The sequence below is a fragment of the Microbacterium paulum genome, assembly GCF_015707995.1.
GTDB classification, from domain to species: domain Bacteria; phylum Actinomycetota; class Actinomycetes; order Actinomycetales; family Microbacteriaceae; genus Microbacterium; species Microbacterium paulum.
The window spans coordinates 20,105-41,557 of record NZ_JAAGRY010000025.1; the positions used below are offsets into that span (position 1 = coordinate 20,105).

17 protein-coding genes and 2 pseudogenes are annotated in these 21,453 nt (G+C 66.5%); 6 read left to right on the forward strand and 13 right to left on the reverse strand.

The annotated features are described in order from the left end of the window. Nucleotides 1-4: 4 nt before the first annotated feature. Genes G3N18_RS07695 through G3N18_RS07715 form a run of 5 tightly spaced genes read right to left on the reverse strand, consistent with a single transcriptional unit; the run spans nucleotide 5 to nucleotide 4,157 of the window. Nucleotides 5-1,018, reverse strand: a complete 1,014-nt coding sequence (locus tag G3N18_RS07695) for a Gfo/Idh/MocA family protein (RefSeq protein WP_196383714.1) — start codon at nucleotides 1,016-1,018, stop codon at nucleotides 5-7. Continuing rightward, nucleotides 1,018-2,115 carry a DegT/DnrJ/EryC1/StrS family aminotransferase gene (locus tag G3N18_RS07700; RefSeq protein WP_196383715.1) on the reverse strand — a complete coding sequence of 366 codons (1,098 nt, stop codon included), beginning with the start codon at nucleotides 2,113-2,115 and terminating at the stop codon, nucleotides 1,018-1,020. Before G3N18_RS07700 ends, G3N18_RS07695 begins: the two co-directional genes overlap by 1 nt. Next, on the reverse strand, nucleotides 2,112-2,729 hold the full coding sequence (locus G3N18_RS07705; RefSeq protein ID WP_196383716.1) for a DapH/DapD/GlmU-related protein: 618 nt from the start codon (nucleotides 2,727-2,729) through the stop codon (nucleotides 2,112-2,114). The genes G3N18_RS07700 and G3N18_RS07705 overlap by 4 nt, the downstream gene beginning before the upstream one ends. Nucleotides 2,730-2,778: 49 nt before the next feature. Further along, entirely contained in the window at nucleotides 2,779-3,675 is an 897-nt protein-coding gene (locus tag G3N18_RS07710; RefSeq protein WP_196383717.1) for a glycosyltransferase, read from the reverse strand. Continuing rightward, nucleotides 3,672-4,157: a GtrA family protein gene (locus tag G3N18_RS07715; protein WP_196383718.1), complete on the reverse strand. Its 486-nt coding sequence runs from the start codon at nucleotides 4,155-4,157 to the stop codon at nucleotides 3,672-3,674. Before G3N18_RS07715 ends, G3N18_RS07710 begins: the two co-directional genes overlap by 4 nt. Before the next feature lie 121 nt (nucleotides 4,158-4,278). On the opposite strand from G3N18_RS07715, the gene G3N18_RS07720 reads away from it, so the two are divergent. The 3 genes from G3N18_RS07720 (at nucleotide 4,279) to G3N18_RS07730 (ending at nucleotide 8,524) form a co-directional block, all read left to right on the forward strand. Then, nucleotides 4,279-5,199, forward strand: coding sequence for a glycosyltransferase (locus G3N18_RS07720; RefSeq protein ID WP_196383719.1), 921 nt, complete (start codon nucleotides 4,279-4,281; stop codon nucleotides 5,197-5,199). A 14-nt stretch (nucleotides 5,200-5,213) separates the two neighbouring features. Then, a complete protein-coding gene (locus tag G3N18_RS07725; protein WP_196383720.1) occupies nucleotides 5,214-7,187 on the forward strand; it encodes a DUF7657 domain-containing protein in 1,974 nt (657 codons plus the stop codon). A 617-nt stretch (nucleotides 7,188-7,804) separates the two neighbouring features. After that, nucleotides 7,805-8,524 (forward strand): IS30 family transposase, encoded by a 720-nt coding sequence (locus G3N18_RS07730; protein ID WP_196383721.1) that lies wholly within the window; start codon nucleotides 7,805-7,807, stop codon nucleotides 8,522-8,524. A 5-nt stretch (nucleotides 8,525-8,529) separates the two neighbouring features. Here G3N18_RS07730 and G3N18_RS07735 read toward each other — a convergent pair whose 3' ends face one another. Beyond that, the gene (locus G3N18_RS07735) at nucleotides 8,530-9,735 is read right to left on the reverse strand and encodes an IS110 family RNA-guided transposase (RefSeq protein WP_206693059.1); all 1,206 of its coding nucleotides are present in this window, start codon (nucleotides 9,733-9,735) and stop codon (nucleotides 8,530-8,532) included. Nucleotides 9,736-9,966: 231 nt separating this feature from the next. On the opposite strand from G3N18_RS07735, the pseudogene G3N18_RS07740 reads away from it, so the two are divergent. Next, nucleotides 9,967-10,422: pseudogene (locus G3N18_RS07740) on the forward strand (IS30 family transposase); the annotation flags it as partial. A gap of 39 nt (nucleotides 10,423-10,461) precedes the next feature. Here the strand turns inward: G3N18_RS07740 and G3N18_RS07745 are convergent. The 6 genes from G3N18_RS07745 to rfbA form a co-directional block, all read right to left on the reverse strand. After that, nucleotides 10,462-11,079, reverse strand: a complete 618-nt coding sequence (locus tag G3N18_RS07745) for a DUF2142 domain-containing protein (protein ID WP_196383731.1) — start codon at nucleotides 11,077-11,079, stop codon at nucleotides 10,462-10,464. Between the two features lie 327 nt (nucleotides 11,080-11,406). Further along, nucleotides 11,407-12,630, reverse strand: coding sequence for an ABC transporter ATP-binding protein (locus G3N18_RS07750; protein ID WP_196383723.1), 1,224 nt, complete (start codon nucleotides 12,628-12,630; stop codon nucleotides 11,407-11,409). After that, nucleotides 12,630-13,541 (reverse strand): ABC transporter permease, encoded by a 912-nt coding sequence (locus G3N18_RS07755; protein ID WP_338038384.1) that lies wholly within the window; start codon nucleotides 13,539-13,541, stop codon nucleotides 12,630-12,632. Before G3N18_RS07755 ends, G3N18_RS07750 begins: the two co-directional genes overlap by 1 nt. A 50-nt stretch (nucleotides 13,542-13,591) precedes the next feature. Further along, entirely contained in the window at nucleotides 13,592-15,535 is a 1,944-nt protein-coding gene (locus G3N18_RS07760) for a rhamnan synthesis F family protein (RefSeq protein WP_338038385.1), read from the reverse strand. Beyond that, entirely contained in the window at nucleotides 15,532-17,505 is a 1,974-nt protein-coding gene (locus tag G3N18_RS07765; protein WP_196383724.1) for a rhamnan synthesis F family protein, read from the reverse strand. The genes G3N18_RS07760 and G3N18_RS07765 overlap by 4 nt, the downstream gene beginning before the upstream one ends. Nucleotides 17,506-17,516: 11 nt before the next feature. Beyond that, the gene (gene rfbA, locus G3N18_RS07770) at nucleotides 17,517-18,401 is read right to left on the reverse strand and encodes a glucose-1-phosphate thymidylyltransferase RfbA (RefSeq protein WP_196383725.1); all 885 of its coding nucleotides are present in this window, start codon (nucleotides 18,399-18,401) and stop codon (nucleotides 17,517-17,519) included. Between the two features lie 87 nt (nucleotides 18,402-18,488). On the opposite strand from rfbA, the gene rfbB reads away from it, so the two are divergent. Both rfbB and G3N18_RS07780 read left to right on the forward strand, forming a co-directional pair. Further along, the gene (gene rfbB / locus G3N18_RS07775) at nucleotides 18,489-19,487 is read left to right on the forward strand and encodes a dTDP-glucose 4,6-dehydratase (RefSeq protein WP_196383726.1); all 999 of its coding nucleotides are present in this window, start codon (nucleotides 18,489-18,491) and stop codon (nucleotides 19,485-19,487) included. 4 nt (nucleotides 19,488-19,491) lie between these two features. After that, the gene (locus tag G3N18_RS07780; RefSeq protein ID WP_196383727.1) at nucleotides 19,492-20,898 is read left to right on the forward strand and encodes a sugar nucleotide-binding protein; all 1,407 of its coding nucleotides are present in this window, start codon (nucleotides 19,492-19,494) and stop codon (nucleotides 20,896-20,898) included. Nucleotides 20,899-20,987: 89 nt separating this feature from the next. On the opposite strand, the pseudogene G3N18_RS07785 reads toward G3N18_RS07780, so the two are convergent. After that, nucleotides 20,988-21,453, reverse strand: a pseudogene (locus G3N18_RS07785) (hypothetical protein); the annotation flags it as partial.

Consider the following 21,453-nt stretch of genomic DNA (forward strand, 5'->3'; position numbering starts at 1 on the left):
GCGCTCAGACCGCCGTACCGGTCGGGAGGTCGGTTTCGACGAGCGCGCCGCCGGTGGTCGCCGAAGTGAGCGCCGCCTCGACGACGTCGAGCGTGTGAGCGGCCGATGCCATCGACGACAGCTGCGTCTCGCGACCGAGCACGGCGTCGCGGAAGGCCTCGAGCTCCGCCCGCAACGGCTCCTTCTTCGCGAACGCGAATCGCGTCACATCGCCCTCGGAGACCCCGCGGAAGGTGGTCACCGACTCCCACTCGTGCGGCTCCGTGCCGTTGGCGAAGAAGGTGAGATCGCCCGTCGCGGTGTCGGCGACGAAGGTGCCGCGCTCGCCCGTCACGACGGTGACGCGCTCCTTCATGGGGCTCAGCCAGTTGACGAGGTGGTTTACGATGAGCCCGCTGCGAAGCCGGCCCGTTATCGCGATCATGTCCTCGTGGTCGCGGCCGCTCTTGTGCGCCGTCTGGGCGGACACAGCGCGGTACGAGGACTGCGCGACCCAGGCGGTCAGGTCGACGTCGTGCGTCGCGAGGTCCTTCGCGACCCCGACATCGCCGATCCGAGCGGGGAAGCTGCTCTGTCGACGGGTCGCGATCTGATAGACGTCGCCGGCGTCTCCCGCCTCGAGCCGCGTCCGCAGCTGCTGCAGCGCGGGGTTGAAGCGCTCGACGTGCCCGACGGCCCCGACGAGACCGCGGTCGGCGAAGATGCGCGCCATCTCACGGCCGGTCTCGGCGTCGTCGGCGACGGGCTTCTCGACGAGGGTGTGGATGCCGGCGTCGGCGAGGGCGCGGGCGGCGTCCGCGTGGAAACGCGTCGGCACGGCGACCACCGCGATGTCGAGCGACTCCGCGGCGAGGGCCGCGACGTCGGGGAGCACAGCGAGATCTCCCGCCACTCGGTGCGGGTCGCCGCCGGGATCGGACACGGCGACGAGCTCGACCCCGTCGATCTCGCGAAGGAGCCGTGCGTGGTGTCGCCCCATCATCCCCAGACCGACGAGCCCGGCTCGCAGCGCGGCCATCAGGAGCCCGCTGCCGCGACGGTATTGACGGCGGTGACGACCCGCTGGAGGTCGGCGTCGGTCAGCGACGGGTGCACCGGCAGCGACACGACCTCGCGCGCGGCCCGCTCGGTCTCGGGCAGGTCCAGACCCGACGCGAACGGCGCGAGGGAGGCCAGGCGGTGGTTGGGGATCGGGTAGTAGACACCACTGCCCACCCCGTGCTCTTCGCGCAGCGCCGTGACGAAGCCGTCACGGTCCTCGGGGACACGGATCGTGTACTGGTGGTAGACGTGCACCGCACCGGGAGCGACCGGCGGCGCGACGACCCCGCGCAGCTCGGCGTCCAGGAGCGCGGCGTTGTGCTGGCGCGTCTTCGTCCATCCGTCGACCCTGGTCAGCTGCACGCGGCCGATCGCGGCGTGGATGTCGGTCATGCGGGCGTTGAAGCCGACGACCTCGTTCTCGTACTGGCGCTCCATGCCCTGATTACGCAGAAGCCGGGAGCGGCGGAGGATGTCGGCATCCTCCGCCGTGATCATCCCGCCCTCGCCGCTGGTCATGTTCTTCGTCGGATACAGGGAGAACATGGCGAACGCGCCGAATGCTCCGACCGGGCGCCCGTCGAGACTCGCACCGTGCGCCTGGGCGGCGTCCTCGTATATCTGCAGCCCGTGGGCGTCCGCGAGCGCGAGGAGCTCTCGCATGGCCGCCGGGTGACCGTACAGGTGCACGGGCATGATGCCCTTCGTGCGGGGCGTGATGGCGTCTTCGACCGCGGCGGGGTCCAGCGTGAAGCTGTCGGCCGAGATGTCGGCGAACACCGGCGTCGCCCCCGTCAGCGCGACGGAGTTGCCGGTGGCCGCGAACGTGAAGGAAGGGACGATGACTTCGTCGCCCACGCCGACTCCCGAAGCCAGCAAACCCAGGTGGAGTCCGGCAGTCCCCGAGTTGACGGCGACGGCCGAGCGGCCGGGGACGAAGTGGGCGGCGAACTCGGCTTCGAAGGCGGCGACCTCGGGCCCCTGCGCGACCATGCCGGAGCGCAGAACCCGGTCGACGGCTTCGCGCTCCTCGTCGCCGATGATCGGCTTTGCCGCGGGAATGAAATCGGTCATCTCTCCACCTTCGTCAACGTCTCGCCGTCCTGGATGTATGTCTCGTCCGTCTTCGGACACCGCCAGAGCCCGTCGCCCGCGTCGCGGAGCGGAACCCCGGCGGCGCCGACCCAGCCGATCCGGCGGGCGGGAACGCCTGCCACGAGGGCGTGCGCAGGGACGTCCTTGACCACGACGGCGCCGGCGGCAACCGTCGCCCACGCGCCGATCTCGACGGGGGCGACGCACGTCGCCCGTGCGCCGATCGAGGCACCGTGCCGGATCGTGACGCCGACCGGGGTCCAGTCGTCGGCGCTCTTGGGGGTCAGATCAGGATTGACGGCGCGGGGATGCATGTCGTTGGTGAGGACGGCGGCGGGTCCGATGAACACGCCGTCCTCGAGGACGGCCGGCTCGTAGACCAGCGCGTAGTTCTGGATCTTGCAGTTGTCGCCCACGATGACGCCGGCATCGATGTAGGCGCCGCGTCCGACGATGCAGCAGCGTCCGATTCGCGCCGACTCACGTACCTGCGCGAGATGCCAGACCCGAGTGCCGTCCGCGATGACGGCACCGGGATCCACATCGGCGCTCGCACTGACACGGACATCGGGGTCGAGTGATGCTGCTGACACGATTACTGAGTCTACCGGGCACCGCTCTGCCGACACGGGCGCACAGCCGTCAAAAGTGCAGTTCGCGGGCGGGGTAGCGAAGCCCCGCGCCCACCCCGCGGGCAGCAGCGGTGATCTTCGACCACTTGGCCGGTTCGGCGAGCAGGAGCTTCGTCCAGGCCTTGGCCGTGAACCACAGATCCTCCCAAAACCACCGGCCGAATCCGTATCGGCGGATGATGATGATCCGGTTGCGCGCGGCGTGGAAGTGCCGCACCGGGGAGTAATTCGCCAGATACGCGCGCCGACCGAAGACCCGGATGGGATCGGAGTCGCCGAACCGGTGGTCGAGCAGCGTGTCGTGGACCTTCAGGTTGCGGAAGCCGTACTTGCGCGCACGGAGACTGATCTCATGGTCGACGTAGTCGATGAACAAAGGCTCGTCGTGCAGACCCACGGTATCGACGAGTCCCCGGGAGAAAAGCGACCCGGAACTGATCAACACGTCCACCTCGCGCGGCCCCTCGCCTTGCTCGCGCGCGTACACGATCCCCGTCGCGTGGGACCGGAGCGCCGGCGCGACGATTCCGACCCGCACGCCCGCGGCCGCACGGGCCGCCAGCAAGCGCGCGAGCGAGCCGTCCGTGACGGTGCTGTCCTGGTCGAAGATCCAGACGAAGTCGAATCCGGCGTCCAGCGCGGCGCGCATGCCAGAGTTGAAACCCGCAGCGACGCCCACGTTGCCCCCCTGCGGCAGGATGCTCACGCGCTCCTCGGCACGCAGGGTCGCGATGATGCGTTCGGCATCCGCGTCGGTTTTCTCGCCGGGGCCCTCCGGGGAGTTGTCGACCACGTAGACGCGGGCGACCTGCCGGAGGAGGGCGCGTACGTTGTCGACGATCGAAGGCTCCGGACGGTAGGCCAGCACGACACCGGCGACACGCTGATCCTGTCCGTCGGCGCTCATGCCGCCCGCTCGGAGGCTACGACCGCCGGGGACACCGGCTCCTTCGCCTCGGGGAAGACCCAGCGGTCATAAGTGAAGTAGCGGAAGAGCGTCGCGAGGGCCTGCCCGATGAGCGTGCCCGACACGTTGTCCGCCACGATGCCCTCGAGGCCCAGGACGTAGCGCGAGAAGGCCAAGCAGCCGAGCTGGATGCCGATCGCGACGACGTTGAGCAGCACGAACAGGACGTAGCGCGAGAACCGGCGCTCGATGTGCCGCGAGCCGAAGGTCCAATACCGGTTGCCGACGTAAGTGAATACCGTCGCGAGCAGGATCGCGATCGTCTTCGCCACGAGCGGCGCGTCGTACAGCGGTCCGTGCCCCGTGAACCCGAATGCCAGGAGGTTGAAGACGCCGGCGTCGACGACGAACGCGATCCCTCCGACGACGAGGAACGCGCCGCCGCGCCGGAGATGACCGAGGCGGCCGGTACTATCGGACATTCGACTCCTCTGATCCCGGAAACGGCTCGACCCGCCATGATACCTTGGGAGCCGCCTCGAAGACTGGTGTGCTCGGACGAGGCCCGTCCATAAAGGAGCCCCCTTGTCATCATCGGCGCCCATGATCGCTGCGATCGTTCCCTGTCACAACGAGGAACTCGCGATCGGCACCGTCGTCGCCGATCTGCGCGCAGCGGTCCCCGAGATGACGGTCTACGTGTACGACAATGCGAGCTCCGACCGTACCGTCGAGGTCGCCCGCGCAGCGGGGGCCGAGATCCGCCACGAGTACGCGAAGGGCAAGGGCAACGTCGTGCGCCGCGCCTTCGCCGACGTCGAGGCCGACATCTACGTGCTGATCGACGGCGACGACACCTACGCGACGGCGGACCTCCCCGCCATGATCGCGGAACTGCGCGAAGGTCCGTACGACCATGTGCTGGGCGTGCGCCGCGAGACCGAGGTCGGCAGCGCGTACCGCGCCGGGCATGAACTGGGAAACCGCGGCTTCAATTGGTTCGTCAGCAGCGTGTTCAAGTCACCCGTCAGCGACATGCTGAGCGGATACCGCGTGTTCTCGCGCCGATTCGTCAAGAGCTTCCCCGCACTCTCGCGCGAGTTCGAGATCGAAACCGAGCTCACCGTCCACGCGATGAGCCTGCGGGTCCCCCAGGTGGAGGTGCCGGTCGGCTTCAAGGACCGTCCGGCGGGCAGCGAGAGCAAGCTGCGCACCTATCACGACGGCTTCCGCATCCTCTCGCTGATCCTCGGGCTGATCCGGCATGAGCGGCCGATGATGTTCTACGGTGTAATCGGAGCCGTCCTGGCCCTGATCGGCGTGCTGTTGGGTGTCCCCGTCATCGTCGACTTCCTCGACACGGGACTGGTGCCGCGCCTTCCTACCGCCGTGCTGGCCGTCGGCGTGGTATTGGTGGCCTTCCTGGCCTGGATGATCGGGCTTATCCTCGACGGCGTCCTGAAGTCGCGCCGCGAGATCAGCCGGCTCAACTACCTGACCTACCCCGCGCCGCCGACGGCGTGAGAGGACCGCGAACCGTGAGCGAGCGCAGCACCGCGGGCGACGAGCGCGAGAAGACACTCTGGTTGGGCCTCACCGAACGGTGGGTGCGCTGGCAACCGCGCGCCGTGTTCGTCATCCCGGTGGTCGTGTACCTCCTCCTCGTCCTGTTCGGCGTCACGAACTCCAACATCGGCATCGACAGCCTGCGGCAGGATCCCGCCGACCCGCACGGCCTCCAGATCGGTACGTCGCAGGCCGTGCGCGGCGACGAGTACGGCACCGAGTCGCCCATCTGGCTGGGGGAACTCGCCCGCGGCGGGCAGGACGCGGTCACGCCGTTGACGGTGTCGAACGACTTCTTCGCCCAGCTCCCCGACGGTCCCGTGTCGGCGGTGGTCTTCTTCGACGGAACCGCACTCACACTGGGGCAATGGATCCCGCATGAGATGCTCTTCGCCGCGAAGTGGTGGCTGCCGACACTGCTGCTGTTCCTCGGCCTGCCGGTGTGGTTCCGCCAGCTCACCGGCAGACTGCGCTGGGGGTACCTCGCCGCGTTCTTGACGGTCGTCGCGCCGGCGAGCATGTGGTGGTCGGGACGCCCCGTCAACACGCTCGGCTTCGTCGCCGCCGGCTGTGCTCTGGCGATCTACGGCGCACGCCGGATCGAGCGCCGCTCGTGGGCGGTGGGAATCGTCGCGATCCTGGGATCGGGCATCCTGCTGGCACGCTTCCCCACCTACTACCAACCTCTTGCGATCGTCGTCGGCATTCCGCTGATCCTCGCGACGGCCACCTATCTGCTGTGGCGTCCCGTGCCGCTGCGCCGATCTCTGCTGAGCCTGGCGCTGATCGCCGTCTCGGGGGCTGCGTGGACGGGCCTCATCTTCTGGGAGAACCGCGACGCGATCGCCGCGGGCCTGGCGACCGTGTATCCCGGGTTCCGCACGAGCACGGGCGAATCGATGGACATCGGGCTCGTCTTCGGCGCGCCGAGCCTCGGCTTCCTCAAACTCGTGCAGGGCTCGGCGACGCTGCCGGCCTCCGAGTTCGTCACCTCGTTCACCGTGCTGCTGCTCGTGCTCGCGATGCTGTTCGCCGCGGCACGCTGGCGCGGCGAGCGCGCGACCGCGGCCGCGCTCATCCCCATCGTCGGCCTCGCCGTCTTCTGGCTCAGCTGGGCGACGCTCAACTGGGGAACGCTCGGCAGCCTTATCCCGCTCGTCAACCGCGTGCCGAACTCGCGCGCCGCCCAGGGCGTGGGGTACCTCGCCGTGATCGCCTTCTGCCTCTTCATGTCGCAGTGGCGCCCGAAACGGCGGATCGCGACGGCCGGCATGGCCGGAGCGCTCACCCTTTTCGTGACCGGATACGCCGGGTCGCAGCTCCAGGACAGCGCCCTCCCGGGCCTGACGGTGTGGATGGTGTGGCTCAGCGCCGCCCTCGCGGGCGCCGTCGTCTTCGTCGTCGTCCAGTGGACCGACCGCTGGTGGTCCCTCCTGGTCGCCGCCGTCGCCGCGGCGTCGCTGACCTTCACTGCTTCGCCCATCCTGTTCGGCCTGGGAGATCTCCGGGCGAGTGAGACGGCCCACCAGTTCATGGCGTGGGGGGAACAGGCACGCGCCGATGGCACCGTGTGGGCGACGGACTCGCAGTCGCTGGACTCCCTGCTCACCGCGACGGGAACGCCGTCGCTGAGCGTGCGCCAGCAGGTCGGCCCTGACATGGATGCTTGGCGCCGCCTCGATCCCGACGCCGACGGAGCTGGCTGGTGGAACCGCGGTGGACTGCACATAACCTTCGACTGGACCGACGACGACGAAGTGACCATCACACAGCCCGTCGCCGACGTCGTCATCCTGCACGGTTCGCCATGCGCCGTCGCCGAGGCCGTGCCCGAACTCACGCACATCGCGTCCAGCCACGATCTGAGCGCACCCTGCCTGACCGGCGCGGGCACCGTCCAGTGGTCGGGCGAGACCTTCCACGTCTACGACGTCGCTGCGCCCTGACCGAAGATCGATCGCGGAGAGCTCAAGCCCACGGCGCAGAGCACTCAGAACAGCTACAGCACCCACTTCAGGGCGGCCGCCGCGAGGCACAGTGCTGCGATGCCGGGGAAGAGGACGCGCGACGCGCGATCGCTGAGGATGTAGCGCCCCGGCATCCAGGCTGCGACGGCGAGGCCGACAGGTAGATGGCGACGATCGCGAGCAGCCCACACGCGATCGCGACTCCCGCGAACAGCGCTCCGCGCCAGTGCCCCACCCGCTCGGCGGCCAGCGCGGCGAGCACGACCGAGAGGACCGCGGCGAGTGCGAACGGCTGAGGCAGCGGGACGGCGTTGTATCCGAACAAGCCGACTGAGCCCCGACCCACGAGTCGCCATACGCGCTGATCGAGTCGACGATAACGCTGGGCAGGTGCCACGGCGCGTCGAGGATCCCCTCCAGCTGCAGGGCCGGGTCGGCGCCGCGGTGGTAGGTCGCGGCGATCGCCGCCGAGGCGTTGATGGCGCTCATCGAAATTCCCCAGAGTTGCTCGGCGGGTTCCAGGGATCGTCGCTACACCTGAGGTAAATGGGTGGGTATGAGATCTGGTTCAACGCGTCGTCCGGGGACGGCAGCCGATGGTGGACAAGCAGCGGTCGTTCGCGAAGCTACTTCAGCAGGGAATGTCGATCTCGGAGGCGTGCCGGCGTCTCGGGATCGACCGCAAGACTGGGCACTGGTGGAAGAACGGCGGCGCGGTCGTCACGTCCACGGGCACGCGGATAATCGAACCCGTCATCGGGCGGTACCAGGGTAAGCCTGAGTCCGACCGGTATCTCAGTGAGGCCGAGCGGGTGGTGATCGCGGACGGCCACCGGGCGGGGAAGTCGGCGCGGGCGATCGCGATGGAGCTGGGGCGCGCGGTCTCGACGGTCGCTCGGGAGCTGACGCGCAACCGTGCCAGCGATGGTGCCTATCACCCGTTCACCGCGCACGCGCTCATGCGAACTCGCCGCCCGCGTCCGAAGCCTCGAAGGCTCGAGATGGACGCGGCGCTTCGGGGTCGGGTGCAGAAGCATCTCGACGAGCACTGGAGTCCCGAGCAGATCGCGCACGAGCTCGCGACGAAGCATGGATCGCCGATCGCGGTGGAGACGATCTACCAGGCGCTCTACGCGCCGACCCGCGTGATCGCACGGGATCCGCGGGCCGTGCTGCGAACCGGGCGCCCGCATCGACGTCCTCGCCGCCGCGGTGATCAGCGCCGGCCTCGGTTCATTGTGCCCATCACCCCGATCGACCAGAGACCAGCCGAAGTGCTGGAACGGGTCGAGCCTGGCCACTGGGAATCTCAATGAAGTTGTCAAGCGGCAATCGGGGTGCTGTCGACTGCTGGTTCGGCGTAGGGGGTGTGGTCGCGGAGCATGGCCCAGGTCACGTTGATCCGGCGTCGCGCGAGAGCGATGAGCGCTTGTTTGTGTGACTTCCCCTCGGCGCGTTTGCGGTCGTAAAACGTCCTCGATGCGGGACTGTTCTTCAGGCTCGAGAGCGCAGCGAGGTAGCAGGTGCGCAGCAGCCGACGGTTGAACCGGCGGGGCCGGTGGAGGTTGCCGTTGATGCGTCCGGAGTCGCGTGGAACGGGTGCGAGCCCGGCGACGCAGGCGAGCCTGTCGACGGTGTCGAAGTTGTCCAGGGTGCCGCCGATCTGCGCGAGGAATGTCGCGGCAAGGACGGGGCCGAATCCGGGCAGGCTGAGCAGGATTTCGGCATCTTCGTGTTGGCCGTAGTGCTCGGCGATCTTCGCGTCGATTTCCGCGAGGTCCTCGTCGATCGCGGTGATCCGGGCGGCGAGCCTCGTCACGAGGGCGGAGCCGACCGCTTCTGTCGCGAGAGCAGTGTGTTGCGCGTGCGCAGCATCGACGGCGGCCTGGGCGACCTTCGCGCTGTTGCGACAGCCGCGCCCCTTCAACCATGTCGCGAGTCGGGTGACGCCGACTCTGCGAAGGCTGTCGGGAGTCGTATAGCGGGAGAGGAGAGTGAGCGCGGCCTTGTTCTTGGAGTAGTCGAACGTCCGCTCCAGAGCAGGGAAGTACTCCAACAGCGTCGCGCGGAGGCGGTTGATCGCGCGTACCCGGTCGTGGATGACGTCGAGGCGATGAGATGTCAGCAACCGCACGTCCACCGCGACCTGGTCCGCTCCCCGCACCGGTTGCAGGTCCGTCCGCATACGCGCCTGGTCGGCGATGATCTTCGCGTCCTTCGCGTCCGTCTTCCCATCACCGCGATAGGTTGCCGCGGCGTGGTGAACGATCCTGCCGGGGATATAGAGCACCCGCTGTCCGTGCGCGGTGAGCAACGCGATCAGCAGCGCAGCGCCACCGGCGTTTAGATCTGTCGCCCAGCAGACTTCACCGTCAACAGCAAGCTCCGTGACCGCAGCGATGAGCTCGAGCAGCTCGGCCTCATCATTCTCGACGCGTTGAGACAGCAGGACAGTGCCGGCGTGGTCGATGACGACGCAATGGTGCGCCCGCTTCCCTGAGTCGATTCCAGCCCAAATCGTTTGCATGATCGTGTTCCTTTCGGTCGGTTGTCTGGTCCCTGTTGACGACCACGCCGGCACGTCCTTACCCAACGATCAATGTCGCAATTCTCAATCAGCGGTCGAGCCATCAGCGGGCAGCGGGCGGCCATTCCCAGTGAGCCGTCCATGCGGCAGGGAGACCTGAGCCATACCCGCTGCCCGAGGGTGACCGAAACGCTACGACAATCTGCCTTCCGGCCTCCCCAACAACGTAAGGAGGGGGACTGCATCGTCGGCGCGTACAACCGGTCCGCGATCGGCACCCTCGTCGAGCGCACCTTCCGCTACACGATCCTGCTTCACCTTGACGGCGAATCTCGAGCGGGCGCCGTCCGGGACCAGCTCATCGCGACGTTCAGCGCGCTACCGCCGGAGATGCGGCGCGCGCTGACGTGGGATCAGGGCAGTGAGATGAGTCACCACCACACCGGCGCGGAAACAGTCGGCATGCCGGTCTACTTATGCGACCCCGGTAAGCCCTGGCAGAGGCCCACGAACGAGAACACCAACGGGCTCCTACGCGACTATTTCCCGAAAGGCACGAATCTCCGCGTCCACACGGCCGAGGACCTTCAGCGGGTCAGCGACGAGCTCAACAGGCGGCCCCGCAAGACGCTCGACTGGAAGACACCCCACGAGCTCTTCGCTAGCATTCAGGAGAGAGCCGTGTAGCGACGATCGCTGGAACCCGCCGAGCAGAACCGAGGAATTTCAGTGAGCGCCGTCAGCGTCAGAGGTGAGGCGCAGGAGGGCGAGCGTCAGCGCCGCGGCGACGACGAGGTACCCCGCGAGGACCGACCACCCCACCCGCCGGACGCGCTCCCCGACGCAGCCGAGAAGCTGCGCCGGGATGAATCTCGACGGCGGGACGGCCAGCAGCAGGGCGAGCAGGATCGCGTACGACGGCTTGCCGAGAACGACGCCCAGTCCCGCCGCCGCGACGGTGACGATGACGCCGGCGGGCGGATGCCCTCGGCCGAGGATCAATCGGAGCACCGCGGCGACGAAAACCAGGGCGGCGGCGTTGGCGTAGGTGTCGGCGGTGATGTAGACCGCTTGGAACACCGCCTGCGGCAGCAGCGCGATCGCGAAGAGCAGCCACCGCACACGCAGTCCGCGCACGAGGCACAGAGCGAACCAGCCGCCCACGACGTACACGGCCGCATTGCAGAGTTTGGCCAAGAGAATGGCCCATCCCGCGCCGACGTCGAGCCATGAGGCGATCCGGAACCCGGCGGCGGCCGGCAGATACGCGATGAACGGCGAGGCGGCCGCATTGGAGCGGTCGAAGTCGACCGTCTCACCGCCCGAGCTGAGCGGCGCCCCCAGAGCTCAACCATCCGATGCGCATCGCGGAGGTCGCGGCGGTCCCACCACCCGGCCTCGCGGTCGATGACGTTCGAGATGGTGTGGCCGTGCATCTCCAGGTCGTGCAGGGCGCGGGGCACCTCGGCGCCGAGGGTTACGCCGTCCTCGCGCGTGTACGGGGCCAGGTGCCCCTCACCGACCTGGTAGGCGCGCATGACGTGGGACTGCTCGTCGAGCCCCCACCCGGGAGGGGTCGCGACGACGAAGAAGCCCAGCGCGACCGCGCACAGGACGAGAAAGGCGGAAGAGGCACCCCACAGGCGAAGGATTCGCCGTGTCCTCGCGGGGCTAGTTACGCTCCGCGACCCGGATGCGTGCGGAGACGGTTCCCATTGTCGAGTCGTCGCCCAGGACGGTGAGCATCGCGGCCTGCATGAGGCCGTGGCTGCTGGGTTCGCTCACACCGGCGGCATTCGCGTTCACGTAGTACTGTCCGGGCCCGAAGTGGACGGCGTCGAGAGTGAGCTCCACCGACGTCGGACCCGAGATTGGGGCGAGCGTCACCCCGAGCACCTCGGTGTTCGAGGCGAGCACCATCTGCCCGAGCGGCGTGTCCATGCTGAAGCCGATCTCCCAGCGCTCGATCGGACGCAGGGAGTCGACGTTCACGCGGATGGTCAGCGGGTCGCCCTCGCGGACCTCGGTCTTGCTCCGCCCATCGGCATCGAGCAACTCGACGGACTTCACCTGGATCGGGTGGATCGTCTCCGCAGCCGGCCCCTGGTCGGCTCGGCGCCCCTCCAGCACATTGCGGAGTGCCGTGATGGCGTCGCGCGTCCCGCCGTCGAACACGACCTGGCCGTCGCTGAGGACGACGCCTCGGTCACACAGTTCGGCCACCTGTTGTGCGGAGTGACTCACGAGGACGATCGTGCGCCCCTCCTCACGGAACTGATTGATGCGATCCATGCACTTGCGCTGGAACGCCTCATCGCCGACGGCGAGAACCTCGTCAACAAGCAGGATATCGGGGTCGGTGTGAACAGCGACCGCGAACGCGAGGCGCACATACATCCCAGACGAGTAGAACTTGACCGCCGTGTCGATGAACTCGCCGATCCCGCTGAACTCGACGATGTCGTCGAAGCGCTCGTCGACTTCCACGCGGCTCAGCCCCAGGATGGCGGCGTTGAGGTAAACGTTCTCGCGGCCGCTGAGGTCGGGATGGAACCCCGCACCCAGCTCGAGCAGCGCCGCCATGCGCCCGCGACGCTCGATGGTTCCTTCGCTCGGCGTCACGATGCCGCCGATGAGCTTGAGGAGCGTGCTCTTGCCCGAGCCGTTGGCTCCCATGAGACCGACCGTGGTACCAGCCTCGATCGTCAGAGAGACTTCTTTGACCGCATAGAAATCTTGGCGGTAAGCCTTGCCGAGCCGGCCGAGGTGAACGATCCGATCCTTCAGACTGTTGTCTTTCCGAACGCGGAAACGCTTGGTGACGCCCGCCAAGCGAACGATGTCGGGGCGTGGTTGGACGCCGTCCCCTGCATCTGCTGTCGTGTCGTGTCGCATCACAGCTCCTGAGCGAAGTTGCCCTGCAGGCGAGTGAAGACGCGCTGCGCACCGATGAGCAGGACCAGACCGATGACACCGGCGATCAGCATCCGTAGGGCGAGGTGATCTGGATAATCACCGGCCCCTCCCGGGCCCCAGAACGCGCGATGGAATCCAAGCACGCCCAGAGTGATCGGATTCGCGGTGTAGATCTCGATCGTCCATGCGGGCAGGCCGAGTCGCGAGATGGCATCCGTGACCATGCTCCATGAGTAGACGATGGGAGAAGCCCACATGGCGAGCATCATGATCACCTCCGTGAGGTACTGGATATCGCGGAGGTACACGTTGGCCGCCGCGAGAAAAAGCCCGATGGCGAGCCCCCACACGGCCACGAGAAGCACAGACGGGAAGAACCAGAGCAACTGCGACGGCTCCGGTAGCGCTCGGAAGATGACGGCCGCGAAGAACAGGATCGCCAGCTGGATGAGGAACATGAACCCCGCGCCGCCGATCGCGGCGAGTGGGAAGATCTCGCGCGGCAGGTAGATCTTCTTGATCAAGCCCGCGTTGCCGACGATCGAGCCGGTCGACCCGAACACCATGTCGCTGAAGAAAGCGAACAGCGTTAGACCCGAGAAGAGATAGATCGCGAACTGGTCGATACCCTGGGCGGCGCGCAAGAACTGGCCGAGCACGATGTAGTACATGAGGAACTGGACGATCGGCCGGATCACCGTCCACAGGAACCCGAGGAAGCTGTCGCGGTAGCGCGCTTGCAGATCGCGGCGCACCAGAAGCCCAAGCAGCTCCCGGTGACGCAAGATCTCCCGGATCTTCCCACCCGTTTGGGTGGAGCGGACTCCGGTGTCGTCGATGACGATGAAGGGCTCTCGGGCGAGCCGGGCGAATCGGTCGGTCGTATCCACTTGTTTCTAACTCGTTCGGGTCGGTCAATGATAGTCGGGGAGGACCCCCGTCAATGCCTGGCGATCCGACGCGCCGCATTTCTGAGGGTGGCGCGCGGATGACGCAGTCGATGCCACCATCGGCCGACTCGCCGATCGGGCTCCAGTAGGCGTCGCAGCCGCGCCCCCGTACCCGGGTGATGCAGACGCATGTAGATGCGAGCGAAGTCTCGTAGCCGTCCCGTGCCCATGTAGCCGGCAAGCCGAAGGAACTCGATCTGCTCGTAGGTGGCACCCGGAATCGTCGATGACAACTCATCGAAGTTGTACTCAAACGCGGTGTGACTGATCGAGAACTGCTCCGACGTCAGCACCGTTCGGCTGTGGTACCCGCGCTCCGCCGCAGCGTAGACGGGCATCCGCTCGAGGATGTGGGCGAGTCCGCCGTCTTGATAGGCCTCTCGACCACCGAATTGGTCGTAACGCCACTCGTGCGCGACGAGCGTTCGCAGCGCTGCCGGACGCCCGATGAACATCGAACCGTAGGGAGCGAGCGGCGTGAGGTCGTCGAGGGGGACTCGGATACCGAGCGTCTCCGCGAGCACTTCGAAACCAGGTTTGTTCGACCACCACCCCCTCCCCATCGTCGGGTATCCGATGTGGATGGTCGGGGGGAAGACCAGACCCAGCCCAGGTTCGTTCTGGAACAGGGCGAGAAGATTCGCTGTGTATCCAGGGCTGTTCAGGAGGTTCTCGAACTGCTGCTCCTTGAAATGCCGCCCCACGTTGAAACCGTCCTGCGGCGTCTTCTTGGAGTGCAGCTTGACGACGATGTCGTAATCGTCGCTGAGCAGCACGTCCCGGCATCCGATCAGGAACGCACTCTGATCGCGACCGTCATTGGAGTCCACTACCCGTACGTCGACCGCCCGCGCCCGTCTTGGCCGATTCGCGATCGCTGCGGAAATCCGCTCCGCACGATCCGCGTCGGGCGTAGTCACGATGAGGTCGTACTCACCGGGCAAGGTGTCCACTCGGTCGAGGATCTCATCGGTCATCTCGTCGTAGAAGATGTGCGCGATGACGACCGTGCGGAACGGCTTCGACGGGTCGAAGGACACGTCCACGTCGGGGAGGACGGACAAAAGCCCCGCATCGGTGTTGAGATCTTTCGGCGGTACCGTCCGTGCGAGGTTCGCAAGCGCAAGCGCAATCGGATAGCCGAACAGCGCCATCTTCTCGAGCACCCACCGTCCGATCACCGCGAAGTGGTCGAGGTACGGGGGCGATTGGAAGAACACGCGGCGCTTCACGAGCGGACAACCCCGATCGAGCATCTCGTCGGCGTTGAGCAGCGACGGATTCTTCGTGTCGTAATCGGTGTGGGGGTAGGCGGCGGCGTGGATGAACCCGGCATCGGAGAACCGCTCCGTGAACAGCGCCTCGTGCTTGAGGACCGCATCGAAATACGACGGCATCTGCGGCAGATCCCGCCAATACTCGCGCCACGCCTCCGACAGGAACATCTCCCGACGCACCGCGATCCAGAATGACTGCAAGTGATACGGCAGCACCCCCTTGCCCGTGAACGGATTCGGCTCCTCCCGGGCATGATCGGTCATCCCCCAGAAATGCACGTCACGGGCATCCATCCGATCGAACACAGGACCGAACGGACGCACCGGACCAAACCACGTGTCATTGGTCAGCACCACCTCGTCGAACTCGGCGATACCCTCCCCCACGTGCTCCAGCGCCTCCTTATGCGCCCAGATATCGAACCCGACGTTCTCCCGCACCAGAATCTCATCCGACACCGGCTCCAACTTCGCCCGGCCCTCATCGGTCAACGCCCCATTGACAACCACCAGCACCCGCGACGCATGCTCCCGCAACCCCGCCAACGCGAACGCGACGAAATCATCCACACCACCACGCCGATCCCACACCACATACACCACAAGACGACGACCACCCACAGGGAACCGCACCGCCACAGTCGTATCGGAACTCACGGCTGGTCCTCCGATCCGCCGCCGCGAAGTCGCGCCTTCACCGCACGCAACCTCCGAATCGCGAACCGAGCCGCGCGCCCGGCCGGAACGGTGACCGGCTCGATCGCGCGCGCCAGCCTGGGGTGGTTCAGCTTCATATACATGCGCGTGATCGCCACGATACCTCCATGACCCGCCCAACCCGCGCGATGCAGGAACTGGATCTGTTCAATCGGGTAGCCCGGCAATGTTGCCGACAGCTGATCGACTTTGTACTCAAGCGAGAGGTGACTGAGCGACGCGAACTCCGCGTTCATAACCGTGCGCGTGTGGTAACCAAGCTCACCGGCTGCGAGGGGAACCAGCCGTTCGAGGGTCCGCGCGAGCCCCTTCTTCTCCGGCGCTCCGAAATCTTCGTATCTCCATCCAGCGTCACGAATGAGTCGCAAGGCCGCGGGGCGCGCCGCCCACATGCCGCCGAGCGGGGCGAGAGGTGAGATTCCGTCGAGAGGGACGCGTATGCCGAGCCGTTTGGCCAGAACGACGCCGCGCTCACGATACGAGAGCCACCCTCTCCCGGCGGTCGCATAACCTGTGTGGATCATCGGGGGAAATACCAACCCGAGGCCAGGCTCGCGCTGGAAGAGAGCGAGGAGGTTGAGCAGATATCCCGGACTGCTCAGAAGGTTCTCCGTCTGGTAACGCCGGAAGTAGCGCGACACCGTTGCTTTCCGCTTCGCTGGGACCCTCGTGTGGAGCTTGAGTACTAGGTCGTATCGCTGGTCATCGAGCAAATCGCGGCATCCCACGAAGAATGCGCTCATGTGCCGACCTCTGGGCGATCTAATTACGCGGACGTCGACAGAATGCGCGTTCGGTGCATCCCATGCATCGATTCGCTCGCGCACTTTCGCCCCGTCATCGGCGAACGGCGTCGTGATGACCAGGTCGAACGGGACGGGAATCTCGGCAATACGAGTGAAAACGTCTCCCACGTCGTCGGCGTCGGCAACGTGTAGGGAGACCAACAGTGACAGCGGCGACAACGCCTCGTACGCCACATCGACGTCGGGCAGCACCTCGAGCATGCCGGCATCGGCGTTGAGCGTCTTCGGAGCGACATTACGCGCGAGGTTCTGCCAGATCATGGCGATCGGGAATCCGTAGGAGTCGACCTGCTGGAGGATCCGGCGACCGATCACTGCGTGCCGGTCGAGGAACGGCGGATAGTGAAACAGAGGTCGTCGTTTAAGCAACGGGCATCCGTCCGCCAGAAGCAGATCGGGGTTAAACAGCGCCGGGTGATCGGTTGGATACTCGGTGTGGGGGTAGGCGGCGGCGTGGATGAACCCGGCATCGGAGAACCGCTCCGTGAACAGCGCCTCGTGCTTGAGGACCGCATCGAAATACGACGGCATCTGCGGCAGATCCCGCCAATACTCGCGCCACGCCTCCGACAGGAACATCTCCCGACGCACCGCGATCCAGAATGACTGCAAGTGATACGGCAGCACCCCCTTGCCCGTGAACGGATTCGGCTCCTCCCGGGCATGATCGGTCATCCCCCAGAAATGCACGTCACGGGCATCCATCCGATCGAACACAGGACCGAACGGACGCACCGGACCAAACCACGTGTCATTGGTCAGCACCACCTCGTCGAACTCGGCGATACCCTCCCCCACGTGCTCCAGCGCCTCCTTATGCGCCCAGATATCGAACCCGACGTTCTCCCGCACCAGAATCTCATCCGACACCGGCTCCAACTTCGCCCGGCCCTCATCGGTCAACGCCCCATTGACAACCACCAGCACCCGCGACGCATGCTCCCGCAACCCCGCCAACGCGAACGCGACGAAATCATCCACACCACCACGCCGATCCCACACCACATACACCACAAGACGACGACCACCCGCCCCGAACCCCCCGGGATCGGCTACGGCGGCGGATGGGGACGTCGTGAGGAGGTCGCGTTCAGAAGAGGGCACGAACGACGAGCCTAGCCCGCGCTGGCGGTGTGACCCTGGGCGAGGGCTTTGAGCAGATACGCGCCGTACCCGCTCTTCACCAGCGGTTCCGCACGCTCGCGCAGCTCGTCATCAGTCAGGAACCCCATGCGCCACGCGACTTCCTCCGGGCATCCGATAGATAGCCCCTGTCGCTTCTCCACCGTACGGATGAAGTCTGTCGCTTCACTGAGCGAGTCGAAGGTCCCGGTGTCGAGCCAGGCAGTGCCGCGAGGGAGCAGCTCGACCTTGAGGTCGCCGCGCTCGAGGTACGCCTTGTTCACATCGGTGATCTCAAGCTCGCCACGGGGCGACGGCGTCAGGTTCTTGGCGATCTCGACGACGTCGTTGTCGTAGAAGTACAGCCCCGGAACCGCGTAGTTGCTCTTCGGGACGACGGGCTTCTCTTCGAGCGAGACCACCTTCCCGTCGTCGTCGAACTCGACCACGCCGTAAGCGGTGGCGTCGTCGACCCAGTAGCCGAACACGACGCCGCCGGTGAGATCGGTGTACTGCCGCAACCGAGTGCCCATCCCCTGACCATAGAAGATGTTGTCGCCGAGGACGAGCGCCGCCGAATCGGAGCCGATGTGTTCTTCCCCGAGGATGAACGCTTGCGCGAGTCCGTCGGGCGACGGCTGCGTCTTGTAAGTGATCGACACACCGAACCGCGAACCGTCGCCGAGCAAACGTTGGAACTGATCGGAGTCTTGCGGCGTCGTGATTATGAGGATGTCGCGGATACCGGCGAGGATCAGCGTCGAGAGCGGGTAGTAGATCATCGGCTTGTCATAGACCGGGACCAGCTGCTTCGAGATACCGAGAGTGATCGGGTGAAGCCGGGAGCCCGCGCCCCCGGCGAGGATGATGCCGCGCATTCCCCCAGTCTCCCATCCCATCCGGCCCAGTCCAATTCGGTACAGCTTGCACCGAGCGCTCAGGATCGCCCCCACTAATCTGGTCTGATGCGCAAACTGCTCGTGACCGGCGGCGCCGGCTTCATCGGTTCGAACTTCGTCCACCACGTGATCGAGCACACCGACGATCACGTCACGGTGCTCGACAAGCTCACCTACGCCGGCAACCGGGCCTCGCTCGAGGGCCTGCCTGCCGACCGGCTCACGTTCGTCGAGGGCGACATCGCCGACGCCGCACTCGTCGACGGGCTCTTCGCCGACGCAGATGCCGCGGTGCACTACGCAGCCGAGTCGCACAACGACAACTCGCTGAACGATCCGCGCCCGTTCCTCGACACCAACATCATCGGCACCTACACGCTGCTCGAAGCGGCCCGCAAGCACGGCACGCGTCTGCACCACATCTCGACCGACGAGGTCTACGGCGACCTCGAGCTCGACGACCCGGCGCGTTTCACCGAGTCGACGCCGTACAACCCGTCGTCGCCCTACAGCAGCACGAAGGCGGGTTCCGACCTTCTCGTGCGGGCGTGGGTGCGCTCGTTCGGCGTGCAGGCGACGATCTCGAACTGCTCGAACAACTACGGCCCGTACCAGCACGTCGAAAAGTTCATCCCGCGTCAGATCACGAACGTGATCCGCGGTATCCGTCCCAAGCTCTACGGCAAGGGCGAGAACGTGCGCGACTGGATCCACGCCGACGACCACTCCTCGGCGGTGCTGACGATCCTCGATAAGGGCGTCATCGGTGAGACCTACCTGATCGGTGCCGACGGCGAGAAAGACAACAAGACCGTCGTCGAGCTGATCCTCGAGCTCATGGGTCAGCCGGCGGATGCGTACGATCACGTCACGGACCGCGCCGGGCACGACCTGCGCTACGCGATCGACTCGACCAAGCTCCGCACGGAGCTCGGCTGGCAGCCGCAGTACCGCGACTTCGAGGCGGGCCTCGCTGCGACGATCGATTGGTACAAGGCCAACGAGGCGTGGTGGGCAGCCGACAAGGACGGCGTCGAAGCGTTCTACGCGTCGAAGGGCCAGTGACCGCATGACCGAGTACGGCAAACAGCTGTCCGTCACCGAGACCGCGATCCCGGGGCTCATTGTCTTCGACCTCCCGGTGCACGGCGATGCGCGCGGCTGGTTCAAGGAGAACTGGCAGCGCGAGAAGATGACCGCGCTCGGCCTTGCCGATTTCGGTCCGGTGCAGAACAACATCTCCTTCAACGATGCCGTGGGCACGACCCGCGGCATCCACGCCGAACCGTGGGACAAATGGGTGTCGGTGGCGACGGGGCGCATCTTCGGTGCATGGGTCGACCTTCGTGAGGGCCCCTCGTTCGGCGCCGTCTACACGACCGAGCTCGATCCGTCGAAGGCGATCTTCGTGCCGCGCGGCGTCGGCAACTCATATCAGACACTCGAACCCGACACGGCGTACACGTACCTCGTGAACGACCACTGGTCGCCCGATGCCGCGTACTCGTTCCTCAACCTCGCCGATGAGACTGCCGCGATCGAGTGGCCGATCCCGTTGACCGACGTCGAGATCTCCCCGAAGGACCTCGCCCACCCGCGCCTCGCGGACGTGACGCCGATCCCGCCGAAGAAGGTCCTCGTCCTCGGCGCGAACGGCCAGCTCGGCCGCGCGCTGCGCGCCGAGTACGGCGACCAACCGCACATCGAATACGCCAACCGCGCGACGCTCGACCTCGCCTCGCCGGGTCTCGCGACGGCGCGTCGGTGGCGCGACTACGGCACGATCATCAACGCCGCCGCCTACACGAAGGTCGACCTCGCCGAGACACGCGAGGGGCGAGCGGAAGCCTGGGCGGCGAATGTCTCTGCCGTCGCGGCCCTTGCCGCCGTCGCCGCGGCGAACGCCATCACTCTCGTACACGTCTCGAGCGACTACGTGTTCGACGGTGGTCTTGAACGCGCCTACCGCGAAGACGACGAGGTGTGCCCGCTCGGCGTCTACGGCCAGACGAAGGCGGCAGGCGACGCCGTCGTGTCGACCGCGCCGCGTCATTACATCGTCCGCACCAGTTGGGTGATCGGCGACGGCGACAACTTCGTCCGCACGATGGCCTCGCTCGCCGAGCGCGGCATCGACCCCAAGGTCGTCGACGACCAGATCGGCCGACTCACTTTCACGGAGGACCTCGCTCGAGGCATCCGCCACCTGGTCGAGACCGACGCTCCCTATGGCGTGTACAACCTGACCGGATCGGGCGAGCCGCGATCCTGGGCCGATGTGGCGCGCCTCGTGTTCGAACTGAACGGGCACGACCCCGCGCGGGTCACCGGCGTGTCGACCCAGGAGTACTTCGCCACCGCGCCCGGGCCGATCTCGGCCCGTCCTCGCAACAGCGTGCTCGACCTGGCTCGGATCGAGAGCATCGGTTTCGTGCCCTCCGACGCCACCGCGTCGCTGCGCAACCGTCTCCCCTGAACCGTCCGGACGGGTACTGCGGGGCGCCTTCGCGTGAGGCTGCGCGCCGGTGCGTGCGCGATGGAGAACGAACCCGCGGTCCCCGGTGTTCAGCCGCCGACGGTGACAGTCTTGCAGCCGAGCGACGCGTTCCCGCCAGCACCCTGATTGATCGCGTACGCACACACCGTCGAGGTCCCCGTCGGCAACTGCACCGTCTCCGCGAACCCGTGGTTCGGTCCATACACCGGATACGCCGCCCCCACATCCGAACGCGCACGATCCGCCGTCACCGCCTTACCCACACTCCCCACATACAAGTGCACACTGATCGGCGACGCCGTATCCGGATCGATCGCCCACCCCGACGCAACCGCCGAGTTCCCCGACACCTGAACAGCCTCCAGCACACCGAACGGCACACGACCCTGATCCGCAATCGTCGGGAGCACCGTCACCGTCGTACAGCCGAGCGACGCGTTCCCGCCAGCACCCTGATTGATCGCGTACGCACACACCGTCGAGGTCCCCGTCGGCAACTGCACCGTCTCCGCGAACCCGTGGTTCGGTCCATAC

Bases quoted from the DNA above. Each gene is read 5' to 3' on its own strand.
- G3N18_RS07730 (WP_196383721.1), top strand. From the start codon at position 7,805: ATGGTGGACAAGCAGCGGTCGTTCGCGAAGCTACTTCAGCAGGGAATG.
- G3N18_RS07715 (WP_196383718.1), bottom strand. From the start codon at position 4,157: ATGTCCGATAGTACCGGCCGCCTCGGTCATCTCCGGCGCGGCGGCGCG.
- G3N18_RS07750 (WP_196383723.1), bottom strand. From the start codon at position 12,630: ATGCGACACGACACGACAGCAGATGCAGGGGACGGCGTCCAACCACGC.
- G3N18_RS07700 (WP_196383715.1), bottom strand. From the start codon at position 2,115: ATGACCGATTTCATTCCCGCGGCAAAGCCGATCATCGGCGACGAGGAG.
- G3N18_RS07710 (WP_196383717.1), bottom strand. From the start codon at position 3,675: ATGAGCGCCGACGGACAGGATCAGCGTGTCGCCGGTGTCGTGCTGGCC.
- G3N18_RS07735 (WP_206693059.1), bottom strand. From the start codon at position 9,735: ATGCAAACGATTTGGGCTGGAATCGACTCAGGGAAGCGGGCGCACCAT.
- G3N18_RS07780 (WP_196383727.1), top strand. From the start codon at position 19,492: ATGACCGAGTACGGCAAACAGCTGTCCGTCACCGAGACCGCGATCCCG.
- rfbA (WP_196383725.1), bottom strand. From the start codon at position 18,401: ATGCGCGGCATCATCCTCGCCGGGGGCGCGGGCTCCCGGCTTCACCCG.
- G3N18_RS07695 (WP_196383714.1), bottom strand. From the start codon at position 1,018: ATGGCCGCGCTGCGAGCCGGGCTCGTCGGTCTGGGGATGATGGGGCGA.
- rfbB (WP_196383726.1), top strand. From the start codon at position 18,489: ATGCGCAAACTGCTCGTGACCGGCGGCGCCGGCTTCATCGGTTCGAAC.
- G3N18_RS07720 (WP_196383719.1), top strand. From the start codon at position 4,279: ATGATCGCTGCGATCGTTCCCTGTCACAACGAGGAACTCGCGATCGGC.